The organism is Actinophytocola sp. KF-1 (assembly GCF_054661535.1).
Window position 1 is genome coordinate 761,860 of sequence record NZ_BAAFVK010000002.1, and the last position, 15,961, is coordinate 777,820.

The following is a 15,961-nucleotide window of genomic DNA, read 5'->3' on the forward strand; positions in this document are numbered from 1 at the left end:
TCGCTCCGGTGCGCGTACGGCTAGGTTGCGGCCGTGACCGATACCGAGAACCCGGCGGCCGTGGTCGTCGAGGACGTGCGGAAGGCCTATGGGGATCTCAAAGCCGTCGACGGTGTGTCGCTGACCGTCGCGGAGGGGGAGTTCTTCGGCATCCTGGGACCGAACGGGGCGGGCAAGACCACCACCCTGGAGATCATCGAGGGGCTCCGCGAGCCCGACTCCGGTTCCGTGCGGCTGCTGGGGCAGTCGCCGTGGCCGCGCAACGTGGCGCTGCTGCCGAGGATCGGCGTGCAGCTGCAGGCGTCCGCGTTCTTCGAGAAGCTCACCGCGCGCGAGCAGCTGCGGACGTTCGCGTCGCTGTACGGGGTCAGCACCAGCCGCGCCGACGAGATGCTCGAGCTGGTCGGGCTGACCGAGAAGGCGGACACCCGCGAGGACAAGCTCTCCGGCGGACAGCGGCAGCGGCTGTCGATCGCGTGCGCGCTCATCCACGACCCGGACATCGTGTTCCTCGACGAGCCGACCGCGGCACTCGACCCGCAGGCCCGCCGGAACCTGTGGGACGTGCTGCGCGCCATCCAGGAGCGCGGCAAGACGATCCTCTACACGACCCACTACCTCGACGAGGCCGAGATCCTCTGCGACCGGGTCGCGATCATGGACCAGGGGCGGATCCTCGCGATGGACGCGCCCGCCACGCTCGTCCGCGGCCTCGACGCGCCGACCAGGGTGATCCTCGAACGCGGCTCACTGTCCACATCGGACGCAGACGGGCTGCCGGGCGCCGACGACGTCAGCGAGGACGAGCTGTCGCTCACCATCTCCACGCGCAAGCCGGCCGAGGTCCTGTCCGCGCTCGCCGACCGCCGCGCCCTCGCCGGGCTGCAGGTGCGCACGGCCACCCTCGAGGACGTCTTCCTCGACCTGACCGGACGGGAGTACCGGGCATGACCGCGTTCAAGAGCCTGGCCTCGGCGATGGTCAAGATCTTCTACCGGGACAAGGCGACGCTGTTCTTCACGTTCGTCTTCCCGCTGATGTTCCTCGTCGTGTTCGGCCTGCTGTTCCGCGACGCCGGCGCGTCGAAGACCGAGATCGGGATCGTCGGCGACGGCCCGGTGATCGCCGCGCTGGAGCAGACCGGCGCGCTGGAGCTGACCCGGTACGACTCCGTCGACGAGGCCGTGCGGCGCGTCCGCGACGGCGACCTGCCCGCGATGGTGGCGCAGGACGGCGACGACGTCACCTTCCGGTTCGCGCAGAGCGACCAGACCCAGGCGAGCGTCGTCGGCGGCATCGTGACCGGCGTGGTCAGCCACGTGAACCAGGCGGCCACCGGCCAGCAGCCGCGTTACGTGCTGGACGCGGCGAACGTCGAGGACTCCTCGCTCAAGCCGATCCAGTACATCACCCCGGGCATCATGTCGTGGGGCGTCGCGGTCACCGCGGTCTTCGGCGCCGCGCTGACGCTCGTGTCGTGGCGCAAGAAGCAGGTGCTGCGGCGCATCCGCCTCGCCCCGGTGGCGGCGACGACCGTGCTGAGCGCGCGGGTCGTGGTCACGTTCGGCGTCGCGATCGTGCAGGCGCTGGTGTTCATCGGCGTCGGCCTGCTGCCGGTGTTCGGGCTGAAGCTGACCGGCACGTGGTGGCTCGCGATCCCCGTGTTCCTGCTCGGCATCCTCGCGTTCTTCGCGATCGGCATGCTGGTCGGCGCGTTCTGCAAGACCGAGGAGGCGGCCACCGGCGCGGCGAACATCGTGGTGCTGCCGATGGCGTTCCTGTCCGGCACGTTCTTCCCGATCGACCAGGCGCCACCGTGGATGCGGTCGGTGTCGAACGTCTTTCCGCTGCGGCACATGAACGACGGCATCATGGACTTCCTTGTGCGCGGCCAGGGGCCCAGCGCCTTGGTGGTGCCGTGCCTCGTGCTGGCCGGGTTCGTGCTCGTGGTCGGCACGATCGCGGCCAAGGTCTTCCAGTGGGAGGACTAGCTGTGATGTCCAGGGAGGTTGGTCAGCCGGGTGATGGGTGGCTGGCCTCCGATGGCGGAGTGTGCTCGGTGGTGATTGTAGAAGTGGATCCAGTCGGGCAGGGCTTGTCGGCGTTCGTGTTCTGACTGGTAGTGGCGGGTGTAAGCCCAGCCATCGGCCAGGGTGCGGTGGAAGCGTTCGATCTTGCCGTTGGTTTGCGGCCGGTAGGGCCGGGTTCGTTTCGGTGTGATGCCCAGGTCGGTGCAGGTGTCCCGCCAGGTGTGGGAGCGGTAGCAGGAGCCGTTGTCGGAGAGCACGCGTTCGACGGTGACGCCGTGGTCAGCGAACCATGTGACCGCTCGTGTGAGCACGCCCGTCGCGGTGACCGCGGTTTCGTCGGTGTGGATCTCGGCGTAGGCGACGCGGGAGTGGTCGTCGATCACGGTATGCACGAACGCGGTGCCGGTGCGGGGGTTTCGGTCTGTGCCTCGGGACAGTCCTGGGGTGGCACGTCTGTTGCGGGCGCCTTGGCGGCGGCCGACGTAGCGGTGGCCGCCACCGTCGGGGATATTGCCGAACTTGGTCACATCGACATGCAGAAGCGAGCCCGGGTGAGGGTGTTCGCAGCGGCGTAAGGGTTCGCCGGTCAGCCGGTCGAGGTGGGTGAGCCGGTTGATCCGGCAGCGGACCAGCACCGCGTGCACCGTCGAGGCCGGGATGCCCAGCCGGCCGGCGATCTGGACCGGCCCCAGCCGCTGCCGCCACCGCAACGCCACGATCCGCCGCACCACCGGCTCCGCGGTCTTGGTCGGACTGTGATGCGGCCGCGAGCTGCGATCGACCATCCCCGCCTCACCCTCGTCCCGATAACGCTGCGCCCACTTCCGGGCGGTCTTCTCCGCAACCATGAACATCTTCGCCGCCTGAGCCGGTGGCCAGTCCTCCTCGACGACCAGACGAGCAAGACGCAGCCGGGCACGCGGGGTCAACGCAGCATTAGAGTGGGACACGAAGGCCTCCGGATACGTGAAGCGGTTCCTAGACAGCTCCACTTCACAACCAGAGGCCTTCACCTGTCAGCACGACAGACCGACATCACCCCAAGCCAGAACAACGTCCCTGGACATCACAACTAGCTCGGGCCGGTGCCGCGGGTCCGTCCGGTGGGGCGGGTCGTTGATGTGAGGAAGGGGTCCTTCGTCGCGCTGTGCGTGAGGAAGGACCCCGTGGTCCCGGGTCGGGCTTTCGTGCGCGATTCCGGGCGCTGCGCGCCCGCCCGCGCAGCGGGGCTTTCCCGTCGATGGCGAGGCGGTCATCTGCGGCCCATGCCGGAAGGACCCGTCGTCGCGTGATCCCAGAGGGGGCGGGAGCCGGGCTGCGTGGCCACCCCTGGAGGGTTGCCCACCCAGCTCGGGCAGCGGTCCGCTCCCTCAGCGCCGGAGCGCGAGCACCACGCACCGGACGCCCCCACGACGTGGGCCGACGGTCGCGGACCTCAGTCCTCGAAGTCGCCGACGGCCTTGCGGACCTTGGCCAGCAGGTCGGTGAGCTGTGCGGTCTGGCGTTCGGTCAGGCCACGGAGCCCGAAGTCGATGTCGGTGACCGCCTTCGTGGCGGCCTCGCGGCGTTCGCGGCCCGCCTCGGTGATCTCGGCGAGCGTGGTGCGGCGGTCGGTCGGGTGGGGGAGGCGCTTGACCAGGCCGTCGGCCTCGAGGCGGTCGACGATGTTGGTCACGCTCGTCGGGTGCAGTTGCAGCCGCTCGCCCATCACGCGCATCGGCAGGCTGCCGCGCTTCGCGAAGGTCAGCAGGACGAGCGCCTCGTAGCGGGCGAAGGTCAGCCCGTGCGGGCGCAGCGCGGCGTCCACAGCGGACTGCAGCACCTGCTGGACCCGCATGATGCTCGTGACGGCGGCCATGGTGCCGGACGGCCCGACCTGCTCTTCCCAAAGCTCCGCGGCACGGGCGATCGGGTCGAACGGCAAGGCGCGGTGGCTCATGCCGGTTGAAGTTACCAGTCGGTACCGGCCAGGGTGCCTTCGCACAGTGTCGTGATCGAGAGGAGTCGGCGTGTTACTGGCGTTCAGCGTGGCCCCCGCGGGTGGCGAGTCGGACAGCGTGAGCGCGGCCGTTGCCGAGGCGGTCCGGGTGGTCCGGGAGTCCGGCCTGCCGTGCGAGACGAACTCGATGTTCACCAACATCGAGGGCGAGTGGGACGAGGTCATGGCCGTGGTCAAGCAGGCCGTGGACGTGGTGGCCGCGACGGCGCCGAGGGTCGCGCTCGTGCTCAAGGCCGACATCCGGCCCGGGCACACCGGCCAGATGCGGGCCAAGGTCGAACGGATCGAGGAGCACCTTGCGGACTAGTTCCCCAGGGCGTGCCAGGATGGACGTGTGACAAGGCCAGACCCACGTCAAACCGCAGCTATGTCGGCCGCCCTGTCGAGGGCGGTGGACCTGTCCGCGCTGAAGGCCAGAGCAGAGGCGGCCAACCGGGCCCCCGCACCGGCACCGGACGGAACCGCGCCCGCCGCCCCGGCCGGGGGCGGCGGCGCGTTCGTGATCGACGTCACCGAGGCGACGTTCCAGGCCGAGGTGGTCGAGCGGTCGCTCGAGGTACCGGTCATCGTCGACCTGTGGGCCGAGTGGTGCGGGCCGTGCAAGCAGCTGTCGCCGGTGCTGGAGCGCCTGGCCCAGGCCGCGAACGGCGCCTGGATCCTCGCGAAGGTCGACGTCGACGCCAACCCGAGGATCGCGCAGGTCTTCGGCGTGCAGTCGATCCCGACCGTCGTCGCGATCGCCGGCGGCCAGCCGGTCGAGGCGTTCCAGGGTGCGCAGCCCGAGCCGCAGATCCGGCAGTGGCTCGCGAGCCTGCTCGACGCGCTGCGGGACCGCCTGCCGGGCATCCGCGCCGCGGAGGCCGGGGCAGGCGAGCCCGAGCCGGAGCCGGAGGACCCGAGGTTCGTCGCGGCCGAGACCGCGCTCGAGAACGGCGACTACGACGGCGCCGCGGCCGCGTACCAGAAGATCCTCGACGAGGAGCCCGCGAACGAGCAGGCCAAGGCGGCGCTGGCACAGGTGAGGTTCCAGGCCAGGGCCGAGGCAGCGGACCCGTCGGTGGTGGTGCGTGCCGACACGTCCCCCGAGGACGTCGACGCGCAGCTCGCCGCCGCGGACGTCGAGATGGCGCAGGGCCAGGTCGAGAAGGCGTTCAACCGCCTGCTGGCCTCGGTCCGGCGCACGTCCGGCGCCGACCGGGACCGGGTGCGCACCCACCTCGTCGAGCTGTTCGGCCTGTTCCCCGCCGACGACCCGGCGGTCGGCAAGGCCCGCCGCGACCTGGCGAGCGCCCTGTACTGACGCGATCGCTCCGAAGGGCCCCTTCCGCACAGCCGACGGTGACGAAGGGGTCCTTCATCACGCCAGGCGCGATGAAGGACCCCTTCATGTCGCTCGTTACGAGAACTGCTCCGTGCAGGCGCCGGAGCCGTCGAAGTAGCCGCGGCGGAAGGCCTCGACCCGGGCGAAACCGGACTTGACCTGCTTGCCGTTGACGTCGGCGGCGATCAGGCTGTCGTCCTGCAGCAGCTCGGCCACCGCCTCGTCCAGGTCGCCGACCGCGAGGTGCAGCTTGCCGTCCACCGAGTTCGGGTCCTCGTCGACCGTGGTCTTCGTCCACGCGCCGGTGAGGCACGCGGTCCGCAGGCCCGCGTTCTCGTTCGCGAGGTCGGCACCCACCTGCTTCTGGATGGCGAGCGTGTACCGGGACGCGATCTCCGCGAACGCGGCGAAGTCGCCGATGCCCGCGCCGTCCTGGTTCGGCTGACCGCCGTCGCGCGGGGCCTCCGCGATCTGCTGCAGCTTCTCCAGGTCGATGCCGACGATGTTCTCCTCCGGGCAGTACGTCGCCGGGGACGTCGACTCGCCCTGCCTGCACTTCGCGCCGTTCTCGGTGATCTCCGGCTGCTCGGCGCCGTTGTCCTTGAACGCCTCGTCCAGGCTCTCCTGCAGCAGGCCCAGCGTCTTGTCGGTCAGGTCGGCCTCACCACCCGCCGCCTCGTCCTTCTCGCTGCGCTCCGCCTCCGCGATGCGGCCGTCGATCTCCTCGGTGTCCATCTCGGCGCACCGCTTGGGGTCCTTGGTGAAGCCCTCCTGGAACGCGTACACCCGGTCGAACGCGAGGCCGTGCGCGTTCTCGGTCATGTGGTCGTAGCCCGCGGGGTCGCGGATGGAGAAGAGCGTCGCGAGGATCTGGTTCAGTCCCTCACCGGTGTTGAGCTGGAAGTGCTTCGCCTTGTCCTCCGCCACGTACCGCATGAAGTTGCCCATGTAGCAGTCCGCCTGCTGCTCCCGGACGATCGTCGGGGTGGACTGGTTGATGTTGCTCTTGTCGCCGAGGCGGAACTGCACGGCGTGCCCCATCTCGTGGGCCAGCACGCCGACCACCGAGATCGGGTGGAACGTCTTCGCCAGCTCCGGCAGCAGCACGCCGCGGTCCCACGCGATCATGTCCTCGCCGCCGCCACCGCAGAAGAAGGCGTTCGCGAAGTCCTTGGTCGTGGTGCCGCACAGCGTCAGCGCCTTGCCCTCGGAGTCGTAGGACACCAGGCGCTCGATGTGGGTGAACTTCTCGCCGTCGAAGTTCTTCGGCAGCGCCTCGTCCCAGTAGTCGTACAGGTCGGCGACCGCGTTGAGGGCCAGCCGGTCCATCTCGCCGCCGTCGGAGTTCTCCACCTCCAGGTCGGCGTCCGGCGCGCCCTCCCTCGGACCCGTCGGGCCGTCGGTCACCTCGAGCCCCCCGGCGTCGTCGGCGTCGATGCCCCCCTCGACGGTCGGGTTGCCCGCGACCGTCTGGCCACAGCCCCCGAGCTGCGCCACCATCACGGCGACCGCGGCGAAGGTGAGTCCCACCCGTGCCCGCACACCTCGCACTCCCACGCTGTTCCCCGTTCACTAACCGTCTTGACTGACCGGAACCCTACTGGGCCGATCGGGTGCATGTACGGGGAACCGACGACCAGACAAACCGGACGACGGGTCACAGCTCGCAGGCGTTCACACCCTGTAGCGCGCCGGTCCGGAACAGCGACACCCGGTCGAACCCGGTCGGCACCGCGTCGCCCTTGGCGTCCCGGCCGGCGTAGTCGAAGCGCAGCAGCACCTGGATGGCCTCGTCGAGGTCGCCGGGCGACAGCGAGAAGCCTTCCTGCCTGGTGATCAGCGTGCCGGTGTACGCGCCGGTCAGGCACAGCAGCTCGCGCTGCGCGTCCTCGCCCTCCAGCGGTTTCCCGAGCGCGGCGAGCGCCGCCATGCTGTACCGCGACGCGAGGATCGTGCCGGTCGCGTAGTCGCCGATCTCGGTGTGCAGCTCCGGCAGCTCGTCACCGATGGCGACGTCGATCTCGCGGGCGTCCGGGCAGTACGCGATCGGGCCCTGGTCGGATCGCGCGCACTCCGGCGACGACTCCGACGTCTTCACCTCCGGCGTCGCCCACTGCTTGCCGAGCCCGGTGACCGTGGTCTTGTAGAACGCGTCGAGGTCGGGCGTGATGCTCGACAGCAGCTGCTCGAACGGCAGGTTGCCGCCGCGTTCCGCGTCGTCGGCGGACAGGAAGCCGCGCTGCGTGAACGTGCGGTTGTCCACGCTCATGTCCTTGCACAGGTCGACGCCCTGCACGTAGCCGTCCTGGAACGCGGACACCCGGTCGAACGCGTCGCCGTGCGCGTCCTCGTCGGACTGCTCGGTGCCGACCGGGTCGCGGAACATGACCAGCGCCTCCATGGCCGTGTCCAGGCGGTCCTTGGAGATCTTCAGGTGCCCGGCCTCGCCGTCGGCGACCCAGCGCACGAACGCGCCCGCGTAGCAGTCGGCCTGCGCCTCGATGAGGATCGTCGGGTACTTCTCCGGGTTGCTGCGCTGCTCCGCGATGGTCAGCCCGGTCCGCCGCTGCACGGCGTGGCCCATCTCGTGCGCCAGCACGAACATGACGGCCGCCTCGCCGAACTTCTCCTTCAGCACGGGCAGCAGCGCGGCCCGGTCCCACGCGATGACGTCCTCGGTGGGGCAGTAGAAGGCGTTGCCCTCGACGTCCGACGCGCGCCGCGCGCACGGCGGCGCCTTCGCGTCGTCGTCGGCGGTGTCGACCGAGTAGTAGCCGCCCTCGAGGTCCTCCCACCGGTCGTCGAACGCGGTGGGGAACGTGTCCTCCCAGAACTGCCCCACGTCGGTGACCACGGTCGCGGCGAGCCGGTCGATCTCGCCGCCGTCGGTGTTGTGCACGAACGACGGGTCGACGCCGCCCTGGCCGCCCGGGTCCTCCGACACGACCGAGTCGCCGTTGGTCGGGATGCCGGCCACCGTGGTGGTGCACGCCGTCACTGCGAGCAGCGTCGGCACGATCAGGGCGAGGGCGGGTCGCAGGCGCACGGTCCCAGTGTGCCCCGCATCAGGTGTCCGTGTTGTGAGTACGGCGCATTCCGGCCAGGGCGGCGAGCGCCACCAGCGCCTGCGCGCACGCGGCCGCGTACAGCGCACCCGAGGGTGCGCCGTCGTCGACGAGGCGGCCCGCGACGGTGGTGCCGACGCCGAACCCGGCCCACATCACGCTGAACACCCACGCGAACGCCTCGATCTGCTGCCCGTCGGGTGCCGTGTCGCCGACCAGCACCTGCTGCAGGGTCTCCACGGGCCCGTTGACCAGGCCGTACACCACGTAGACGCCGGCCAGCAGCACGAGCCCGGCGAACCCGGCGCCCACGAGCACCAGCGCGCCGCCCGCGTGCAGGACGACCAGCTGCGTCCTGGGCTTCCCCGGCCAGGTGCGTGCCCCGTACCCGATCCCGCTGACCACCGCGCCGAGCGCCATCGCGCTGGTGAACACGCCCGCGGTGCCCCGCCCGGACGCGGCGGCCACCGCGGCGACCTCGAGACAGCCGAACGCGAACGTGTCCAGCACGATCATGCCGAGCAGCAGCCGCACCCGGCCGTGCGCGAGCGGCCCGAAGAAGCCGCGGGCGGCCGCGCGTTCGCCGCGCCGGCCCCGCAGCGCGGGGGAGACGGCCACGAGCAGATCGCCTGCCACCTTGACGCCGCCCGTGACCCCGACCGCGGCGGGTGCCGGCATGAGGAGCAGCAGGCCGCCCGCGATCATCGGCCCGGTGAGGAACGTGGCCGTGTTCAGCGCGGCGTCGAACGCGTACGCCGTCGGAAGCCGCTCCTCGGGGACGATCGCAGGCCAGAGCCCGCGGACGACCGGACCCGCGGGCGGCACGGTGATCCCGAGCGCGGCCGCCCCGGCGCACAACACGGCGATCGGCGCGGCGGCCAGCAGCGCGGCCAGCAGACCGGCCCACGCGACGGTGTGCCCGGCGAGCAGCATGAGCAGCACACGTCGCGGTTCATGCCGGTCGGCGAGGCGGCCCCGGACGGGACCCGCGACCGCGTTGGCCACCGCGAAGACCATGAGGACCACGCCGGAGGCCGCGTAGCCGTACCGCTGCGTGGTGGCGACCAGCAGCGACAGGTTCAACATGGACGTCGAGACGCGCGACAGCAGCACGGACGCTGTCAGCCTGCCGACCCCCGGGACCGTGAGCAGCTCGCGATATCGGCGCACGAGTCAGGCTACTGGCCGCCCGTGCCGCCGGGGCCGGGCTGTCCTGAAAGGCGCGTTCAGGACACCGGGGCCAGCCAGAGCACGCCCTGCGGTGGGAGCTGCAGCAGGGCCGACGCGGGCTGGCCGTGCCACGGCTGGTCCACCGCCTCCACCGCGCCCATGTTGCCCCAGCCGGAGCCGCCGTAGCCCTGGGCGTCGGTGTTCAGCACCTCGCGCCAGCGGCCCGCGAACGGGAGGCCGACACGGTAGTTCTGGTGCGGGTTGCCCGCGAAGTTCGCGACGCACGCCAGCACCGAGCCCGGGGCGTTCGGGTCGAACCGCAGGAAGCTCACGACGTTGTTGGCCGAGTCGTTGGCGTCGATCCAGTGGAAGCCCTCGGGCCGGTGGTCGGCCGTGTACAGGGCCGGGTGCTGCCGGTAGGTCCGGTTCAGGTCCGCCACCAGCCGCTGGACGCCGGCGTGCAACGGCGACTCCAGCAGGTGCCAGTCCAGCGAGCGGCTCTCCGACCACTCGGCGGGCTGGCCGAACTCGCCACCCATGAACAGCAGCTGCTTGCCGGGGTGCGCCCACATGAACGCGAGCAGCGACCGCAGGCCCGCCGCCTTGTTCCAGTCGTCGCCGGGCATGCGGGTCCACAGTGAACCCTTGCCGTGCACGACCTCGTCGTGGGACAGCGGCAGCACGAAGTTCTCGCTCCACGCGTACATCAGCGAGAACGTCAGCTCGTTGTGGTGGTAGGACCGGTGCACCGGGTCGTGGCCGACGTAGCTGAGCGTGTCGTGCATCCAGCCCATGTTCCACTTGAAACCGAAGCCGAGGCCGCCGAGGTGGGTCGGCCGGGTGACGCCGGGCCACGCCGTCGACTCCTCGGCGATCATGACCGCGCCGGGGTGGTGCTTGTAGACCGTCGCGTTCAGCTCCTGCAGGAACCGGACCGCGTCGAGGTTCTCGCGGCCGCCGTGGATGTTCGGCAGCCACTCGCCTTCCTTGCGCGAGTAGTCGAGGTACAGCATCGAGGCGACCGCGTCCACGCGCAGGCCGTCGATGTGGAACTCGTCGAGCCAGTACAGGGCGTTGGCGACGAGGAAGTTGCGGACCTCGGTGCGGCCGAAGTCGAACACGAACGTGCCCCAGTCCGGCTGCTCGCCCCGGCGCGGGTCGGCGTGCTCGTACAGGGGCGTGCCGTCGAACCGGGCCAGGGCCCAGGCGTCGCGGGGGAAGTGCGCCGGCACCCAGTCCATGATCACGCCGATGCCGCGCTGGTGCAGCGCGTCCACCAGGTGCCGGAACTCGTCCGGCGACCCGAACCGCGCGGTCGGCGCGTAGTACGACGTGACCTGGTAACCCCACGAGCCGCCGAACGGGTGCTCGGCCACCGGCAGCAGCTCGACGTGCGTGAAACCGTTGTCCGCCACGTAGTCCGTCAGCTGCTCCGCCAGTTCGCGGTAGCCGAGGCCGGGCCGCCACGAGCCGAGGTGCACCTCGTAGACGCTCATCGGCGCCGACACCCACTCGGTCGCGTCGCGGCGCGCCAGCCACTCGTCGTCGGACCAGATGTGCGCCGACAGCGTCACGCGGGACGCGGTCGCGGGCGGCACCTCCGTCGAGAACGCCATGGGGTCGGCCTTCTCGTGCCAGTTGCCGTCCGGGCCGAGGATGCGGAACTTGTAGCAGGTGCCCGGCGGCAGGCCGGGGACGAACAGCTCCCACACGCCGGACGAGCCGAGCGAGCGCATCGGGTTCGCGCGGCCGTCCCAGCCGTCGAAGTCGCCGCACACCCGCACACCGCGGGCGTTCGGCGCCCACACCGCGAACGACGTGCCCTCGACGACGCCGTCCGGCGTCTCGTAGGACCGCACGTGCGCGCCGAGGACCTGCCACAGCTTCTCGTGCCTGCCCTCACCGAACAGGTGCAGGTCGAGCTCACCGAGCGTCGGCAGCCAGCGGTACGGGTCGTCGACGACCACCGGGTCGCCGCCGTAGTCGACCTCCAGCTTGTACGTGCCGGGGTTGTCCGCCAGCACGCCGACGAACACCCCGTCGGCCACTTCGTCCAACGGTGTGCGGTCGCCGTTCGCGACCACCGCCACCGACTTGGCGCCGGGGCGGTACGCACGGGCCACTGTCGTGCCCGTGTGGTCGGAATGCAGACCCAGCACCGAGTGCGGGTCGTGGTGCGCGCCGGCGAGCAGCCGGCGCAGGTCGTCGGCGGGGGGCATGCCCGGGTTCGCGTTCATCGTCCTTCATTCTGCCGCTGACCCGGGCGGTGTGCTCATCAACCCTGGGCGATGTAGGACTCCAGCTGCTCGCGGTCCGACTCCAGCTGCTGGATGCGGCTCTTCACGACGTCGCCGATGCTCACGATGCCGACCAGCCTGCCGTCGTCGACCACCGGCATGTGCCGGATCCGGCGCTCGGTCATGGTCGCGGCCAGGGCGTCGACGCCGTCGTTGGGCGTGCACGTGACCACCTGCGTGGTCATGATCTCCTCGACCGGCGCGGTGAGCAGTTCGGCGCCGCGCTCGTGCAGCTGCCGCACCACGTCCCGTTCTGACACGATCCCGATGACGTTGCCCGTCTCGTCGGCGACCACCATCGCACCGATGTTGTGCCGGGCGAGATCCTCGAGCAGCCCCGTGACCGACACCCTGGGTGGCACCGTGGCCACCTCGGAACCCTTGTTGCGCAACAAGTCCGCGACCCGCATGTGACACCCCGCGTCTCTTCGGCGTGTTGGCCGACGACGGTGACGGCCATTTGATCCAGGCTAACCACGGGCCGCGGTGGCCGCTAGACGAGCGATCCGGCCCGGGGTGGCCTGTGGATGACCCGGCTGTTGGCCGCTGATCTTGTCGGTGGTGGTCGCTAGGCTGGAGTTCGGGGGGCCGGAGGCGCGGTTGATCTTGCTGGCCTGTGGCTGGGCTGGCGTCCACGGGTGCGGTCTGGGTGCGGGGCCGCCGTGGTTTCCGGGGTCTTCCGCTCCGTGGCGTTCGGTGGTGGCGGCGGATTGTGCGGGCGGCGCACTCACGCGTCAAGGGCACCACCGGCTCGGGTGGCTTCCCACGTTGATGAAGGGGGCCTTCCTCACGCTCGCGCAAGGAAGGCCCCCTTCATCAACAGCCGGTCAGGCGCGGCGCTGGATCGCCGCCAAGGGGATGGCCAGCCAGTCCGGGCGGTTGTTGTGCTCGTAGCGGACCTCGTAGACCGCCTTGTCCAACTCCAGTGCGCGCAGCAGCACGGCGTGGTCGCGCGGGTCCTCGCCGACCTCCGCGTAGCCCGCGCAGAAGGCCGCCCGGTTGCGGTCCGACCACTCCGTCGCCCTGGCGAGGCGCTGGCGGTCGTCCTGCGGGTCCTCGTTGCCGGGGAGCAGGTGGAAGGCGGCGTAGTCGAACGACCGCAGCATGCCCGCCACGTCCCGCAGCGGTGACCTCGGGATCGCGCGCTGTTGCGGGGTGGTGCCCGGCTCGCCCTCGAAGTCGATCAGCAGCCAGCCGGTCGTGGTGCGCAGCACCTGGCCGAGGTGCAGGTCGCCGTGGATCTGGTGGACGCTGACCGGGGTGGTGATGTCGCGGACCGCGTCGAACGCGGCCCGCAGCGTCGCCTCCTCGGGGCGCAGTGCGGGCACCTCGGACAGCACGACGTCCAGCCGCGCGTGCATGGCGGCCGCCTCCTCGGCCAGTGCCTCCTGGCCGACCACGCGGACGCCCGTCGCCTCCGCCAGTGCCCTGTGGACCTCCGCGACCGCGATGCCGAGCCTGCCCGCCTCGCCCGCGAAGTCGCCGCCGACCTCGTCGGCGTGCAGGTCGCCCTCCGCGAGCAGGTCGCGGACGCTGGCCGTCGCCGTGGCCCAGCCCTCGACCGCGTCCGGCAGGAACTGTTGCATGAAGCCCAGCACGACCGGCTCTTGTGGACGGTCGTCGGTCAGCACGCCCAGCGGGGCCGCGATGTGCGGGTTGCCCGCCAGCGCCCGGTGCAGGTCCACGTCCCGGTTCCGGCCCGGTTCCGGCTGCCGGTACAGCTTCAGGATCGCGTTCCCGAACACCAGCGACGTGTTGCTCTGCTCGACGCCGATCGGCCGCGGCCGGACCCCCGGCCGCACCGCCGGGTCCGCCTCGAACCGCAGCCCCGCCACCGACCCGCGTTCCAGCAGCAGGTCCAGCAGCCTGCCCATCAGGTCGGCGTCCTGGGGCGCGTCGTACACCGTCCGGCCGTCCAGCCTGCCGATCACCGCGTGCGCGAGCGCGTCGTGCTCACCCTCGCGCACCCCGAACAGCAGCTGGTACGGGTCGCCGTCGTCGACCGACACCATCGCGTGCACCAGCGCCGGGTCGCCCTCGATCAGCACCGACGAGCGCAGCGTGCGGGCCGAGGAGACCGCGCGGCCCTTCGTGCGGAAGAACCGCTGGCCGACGAGCCACCGTAACAACTCCCCGCCGAGGTCCTCCGCCAGTTCTGCGGGTCGGATCACCGTCACGGCGTCTCGCCTTCGTCGGAGTCGGCGGTGAGCTGGAACCAGTAGAACCCGTGGCCCGGCAGCGTCAGCAGGTACGGCAGCTCACCGACCGCCGGGAACCGCACGCCGCCGGTCAGCTCCACCGGCACGTGCCCCGCGTACTCGGACAGGTTCAGCTCGACCGGCTGCGGGAAGCGGGACAGGTTGTTGACGCAGATGACCAGGTCCTCCGGGTGCTCGCCCTCGACGGCGGGCAGGTGCCGCAGGTAGGCGAGCACGCTCGGGTTCGACGACCCCAGCTCCACGAACTCGCCGAGCCCGAACGCCGGGTGCTCGCGGCGCACCTGCAGCATCCGGCGCGTCCAGTGCAGCAGCGACGACGTGTTGTTGAGCTGCGCCTCCACGTTCACCGACTGGTAGCCGTACACCGGGTCGGCGATCACCGGCAGGTACAGCCTGCCCGGGTCGCAGCGGGAGAAGCCCGCGTTGCGGTCCGGGGACCACTGCATCGGCGTGCGCACCGCGTCGCGGTCACCGAGCCAGATGTTGTCGCCCATGCCGATCTCGTCGCCGTAGTACAGCACCGGCGAACCCGGCAGCGACAGCAGCATGGCCGTGAACAGCTCCATCTGGTTGTCGTCGTTGTCGAGCAGGGGCGCCAGGCGCCGCCGGATGCCGATGTTGGCCTTCATCCGGGGGTCCTTGGCGTACTCGGAGTACATGTAGTCGCGCTCTTCGTCCGTGACCATCTCGAGCGTCAGCTCGTCGTGGTTGCGCAGGAAGATGCCCCACTGCGCGCCGGACGGGATCGGCGGCGTCTGCGCCAGGATCTCCGAGATCGGGAACCGCGACTCCCGCCGCACCGCCATGAAGATCCGCGGCATCAGCGGGAAGTGGAACGCCATGTGGCACTCGTCGCCGCCGCCTGCCGGGTCACCGAAGTACTGGACGACGTCCGCGGGCCACTGGTTGGCCTCCGCGAGCAGCACCCGGCCCGGGTACTCGTCGTCGACGACCTTGCGGCAGCGCTTCAGGAACTCGTGCGTGCGCGGCAGGTTCTCGCAGTTCGTGCCCTCCTCCTCGAAGAGGTACGGCACCGCGTCGAGCCGGAAGCCGTCGATGCCCAGGTCCAGCCAGAACCGCAGGACGTCGATCATCGCGTCCGCGACCTCGGGGTTCTCGTAGTTGAGGTCGGGCTGGTGGGAGAAGAACCGGTGCCAGTAGAACTGGCCGCGCACCGGGTCGTAGGTCCAGTTGGACGTCTCCGTGTCGACGAAGATGATCCGGGCGTCCGGGTACTTGTCGTCGGTGTCCGACCAGACGTAGTAGTCGCCGTACGGGCCGTCCGGGTGCTGGCGCGACTCCTGGAACCACGGGTGGGCGTCGGAGGTGTGGTTGAGCACCAGGTCGGTGATCACCCGCAGGCCGCGGCGGTGCGCCTGGTCGAGCAGGTAGACGAAGTCCTCGACCGTGCCGAACTCCGGCAGCACCGCGCGGAAGTCGGAGATGTCGTAGCCGCCGTCGCGCAGGGGCGAGGCGTAGAAGGGCGGCAGCCAGAGGCAGTCGACGCCCAGCCACTGCAGGTAGTCGAGCTTGTCGGCGAGACCGCGCAGGTCGCCGGTGCCGTCGTTGGTGAAGTCGTTGAAGGCGCGGACCAGCACCTCGTAGAAGACCGCGGTCTTGTACCAGTCCGGTTGCTTCGGTGCGGATCTCGCGTGCCGGAAGTCGTCGGCGTTCGGCTCGACGAGGTGACCGTCGGCGGTGACGGCCTCTCCCGTGTGTGGCACTCCTTCGAGCCCCAGGCCGGCGTCCGGACGAATGGTGTCCGGCGCAGCCTCCGGCGTATCGGTCATTCCCGCACCTTTACTTGGTCAGCACTTACCCCAACAGCCTTTGTAGGGGTTGCGGATCATGGTGCCAGGT

General features: G+C 70.7%; 13 protein-coding genes. 4 read left to right on the forward strand and 9 right to left on the reverse strand.

All coding sequences use genetic code 11. The features are described 5' to 3' along the window. Positions 1-33 precede the first annotated feature (33 nt). A complete protein-coding gene (locus ACYQ77_RS09435) occupies positions 34-951 on the forward strand; it encodes an ABC transporter ATP-binding protein (RefSeq protein WP_459709469.1) in 918 nt (305 codons plus the stop codon). Continuing rightward, positions 948-1,991: an ABC transporter permease gene (locus tag ACYQ77_RS09440; RefSeq protein ID WP_459709471.1), complete on the forward strand. Its 1,044-nt coding sequence runs from the start codon at positions 948-950 to the stop codon at positions 1,989-1,991. Before ACYQ77_RS09435 ends, ACYQ77_RS09440 begins: the two co-directional genes overlap by 4 nt. Here ACYQ77_RS09440 and ACYQ77_RS09445 read toward each other — a convergent pair. Together ACYQ77_RS09445 and ACYQ77_RS09450 are read right to left on the reverse strand one after the other, a co-directional pair. Then, the gene (locus ACYQ77_RS09445; protein WP_459709772.1) at positions 1,988-2,980 is read right to left on the reverse strand and encodes an IS481 family transposase; all 993 of its coding nucleotides are present in this window, start codon (positions 2,978-2,980) and stop codon (positions 1,988-1,990) included. The genes ACYQ77_RS09440 and ACYQ77_RS09445 overlap by 4 nt on opposite strands. A 485-nt stretch (positions 2,981-3,465) precedes the next feature. Then, positions 3,466-3,969 (reverse strand): MarR family winged helix-turn-helix transcriptional regulator, encoded by a 504-nt coding sequence (locus ACYQ77_RS09450; protein WP_459709473.1) that lies wholly within the window; start codon positions 3,967-3,969, stop codon positions 3,466-3,468. 70 nt (positions 3,970-4,039) lie between these two features. Between ACYQ77_RS09450 and ACYQ77_RS09455 the strand changes: the two genes are divergently transcribed. Together ACYQ77_RS09455 and ACYQ77_RS09460 are read left to right on the forward strand one after the other, a co-directional pair. Further along, on the forward strand, positions 4,040-4,336 hold the full coding sequence (locus ACYQ77_RS09455; protein WP_396110158.1) for an MTH1187 family thiamine-binding protein: 297 nt from the start codon (positions 4,040-4,042) through the stop codon (positions 4,334-4,336). A gap of 60 nt (positions 4,337-4,396) precedes the next feature. After that, complete coding sequence (locus ACYQ77_RS09460; RefSeq protein WP_459709475.1) at positions 4,397-5,329, forward strand: tetratricopeptide repeat protein; 933 nt, start codon at positions 4,397-4,399, stop codon at positions 5,327-5,329. 96 nt (positions 5,330-5,425) lie between these two features. Here ACYQ77_RS09460 and ACYQ77_RS09465 read toward each other — a convergent pair whose 3' ends face one another. From ACYQ77_RS09465 to treS, 7 genes are all read right to left on the reverse strand, one after another. Continuing rightward, positions 5,426-6,880 (reverse strand): neutral zinc metallopeptidase, encoded by a 1,455-nt coding sequence (locus tag ACYQ77_RS09465; protein ID WP_459709476.1) that lies wholly within the window; start codon positions 6,878-6,880, stop codon positions 5,426-5,428. A 127-nt stretch (positions 6,881-7,007) separates the two neighbouring features. Then, complete coding sequence (locus ACYQ77_RS09470) at positions 7,008-8,396, reverse strand: neutral zinc metallopeptidase (RefSeq protein WP_459709478.1); 1,389 nt, start codon at positions 8,394-8,396, stop codon at positions 7,008-7,010. Positions 8,397-8,415: 19 nt separating this feature from the next. Continuing rightward, positions 8,416-9,585: an MFS transporter gene (locus ACYQ77_RS09475; protein ID WP_459709480.1), complete on the reverse strand. Its 1,170-nt coding sequence runs from the start codon at positions 9,583-9,585 to the stop codon at positions 8,416-8,418. A gap of 56 nt (positions 9,586-9,641) precedes the next feature. Beyond that, positions 9,642-11,822: a 1,4-alpha-glucan branching protein GlgB gene (glgB, locus tag ACYQ77_RS09480; RefSeq protein WP_459709481.1), complete on the reverse strand. Its 2,181-nt coding sequence runs from the start codon at positions 11,820-11,822 to the stop codon at positions 9,642-9,644. A gap of 38 nt (positions 11,823-11,860) precedes the next feature. Next, complete coding sequence (locus ACYQ77_RS09485) at positions 11,861-12,292, reverse strand: CBS domain-containing protein (RefSeq protein ID WP_459709483.1); 432 nt, start codon at positions 12,290-12,292, stop codon at positions 11,861-11,863. 417 nt (positions 12,293-12,709) lie between these two features. After that, a complete protein-coding gene (locus ACYQ77_RS09490; RefSeq protein WP_459709484.1) occupies positions 12,710-14,059 on the reverse strand; it encodes a maltokinase N-terminal cap-like domain-containing protein in 1,350 nt (449 codons plus the stop codon). After that, entirely contained in the window at positions 14,056-15,891 is a 1,836-nt protein-coding gene (treS, locus tag ACYQ77_RS09495; RefSeq protein WP_459709486.1) for a maltose alpha-D-glucosyltransferase, read from the reverse strand. Before treS ends, ACYQ77_RS09490 begins: the two co-directional genes overlap by 4 nt. Between the last annotated feature and the right edge of the window lie 70 nt (positions 15,892-15,961).

Excerpts from the sequence above, each read along its gene's own strand:
- ACYQ77_RS09450 (WP_459709473.1), bottom strand. The coding sequence starts at position 3,969 with ATGAGCCACCGCGCCTTGCCGTTCGACCCGATCGCCCGTGCCGCGGAG.
- ACYQ77_RS09440 (WP_459709471.1), top strand. The coding sequence starts at position 948 with ATGACCGCGTTCAAGAGCCTGGCCTCGGCGATGGTCAAGATCTTCTAC.
- ACYQ77_RS09485 (WP_459709483.1), bottom strand. The coding sequence starts at position 12,292 with ATGCGGGTCGCGGACTTGTTGCGCAACAAGGGTTCCGAGGTGGCCACG.
- glgB (WP_459709481.1), bottom strand. The coding sequence starts at position 11,822 with ATGAACGCGAACCCGGGCATGCCCCCCGCCGACGACCTGCGCCGGCTG.
- ACYQ77_RS09460 (WP_459709475.1), top strand. The coding sequence starts at position 4,397 with ATGTCGGCCGCCCTGTCGAGGGCGGTGGACCTGTCCGCGCTGAAGGCC.
- treS (WP_459709486.1), bottom strand. The coding sequence starts at position 15,891 with ATGACCGATACGCCGGAGGCTGCGCCGGACACCATTCGTCCGGACGCC.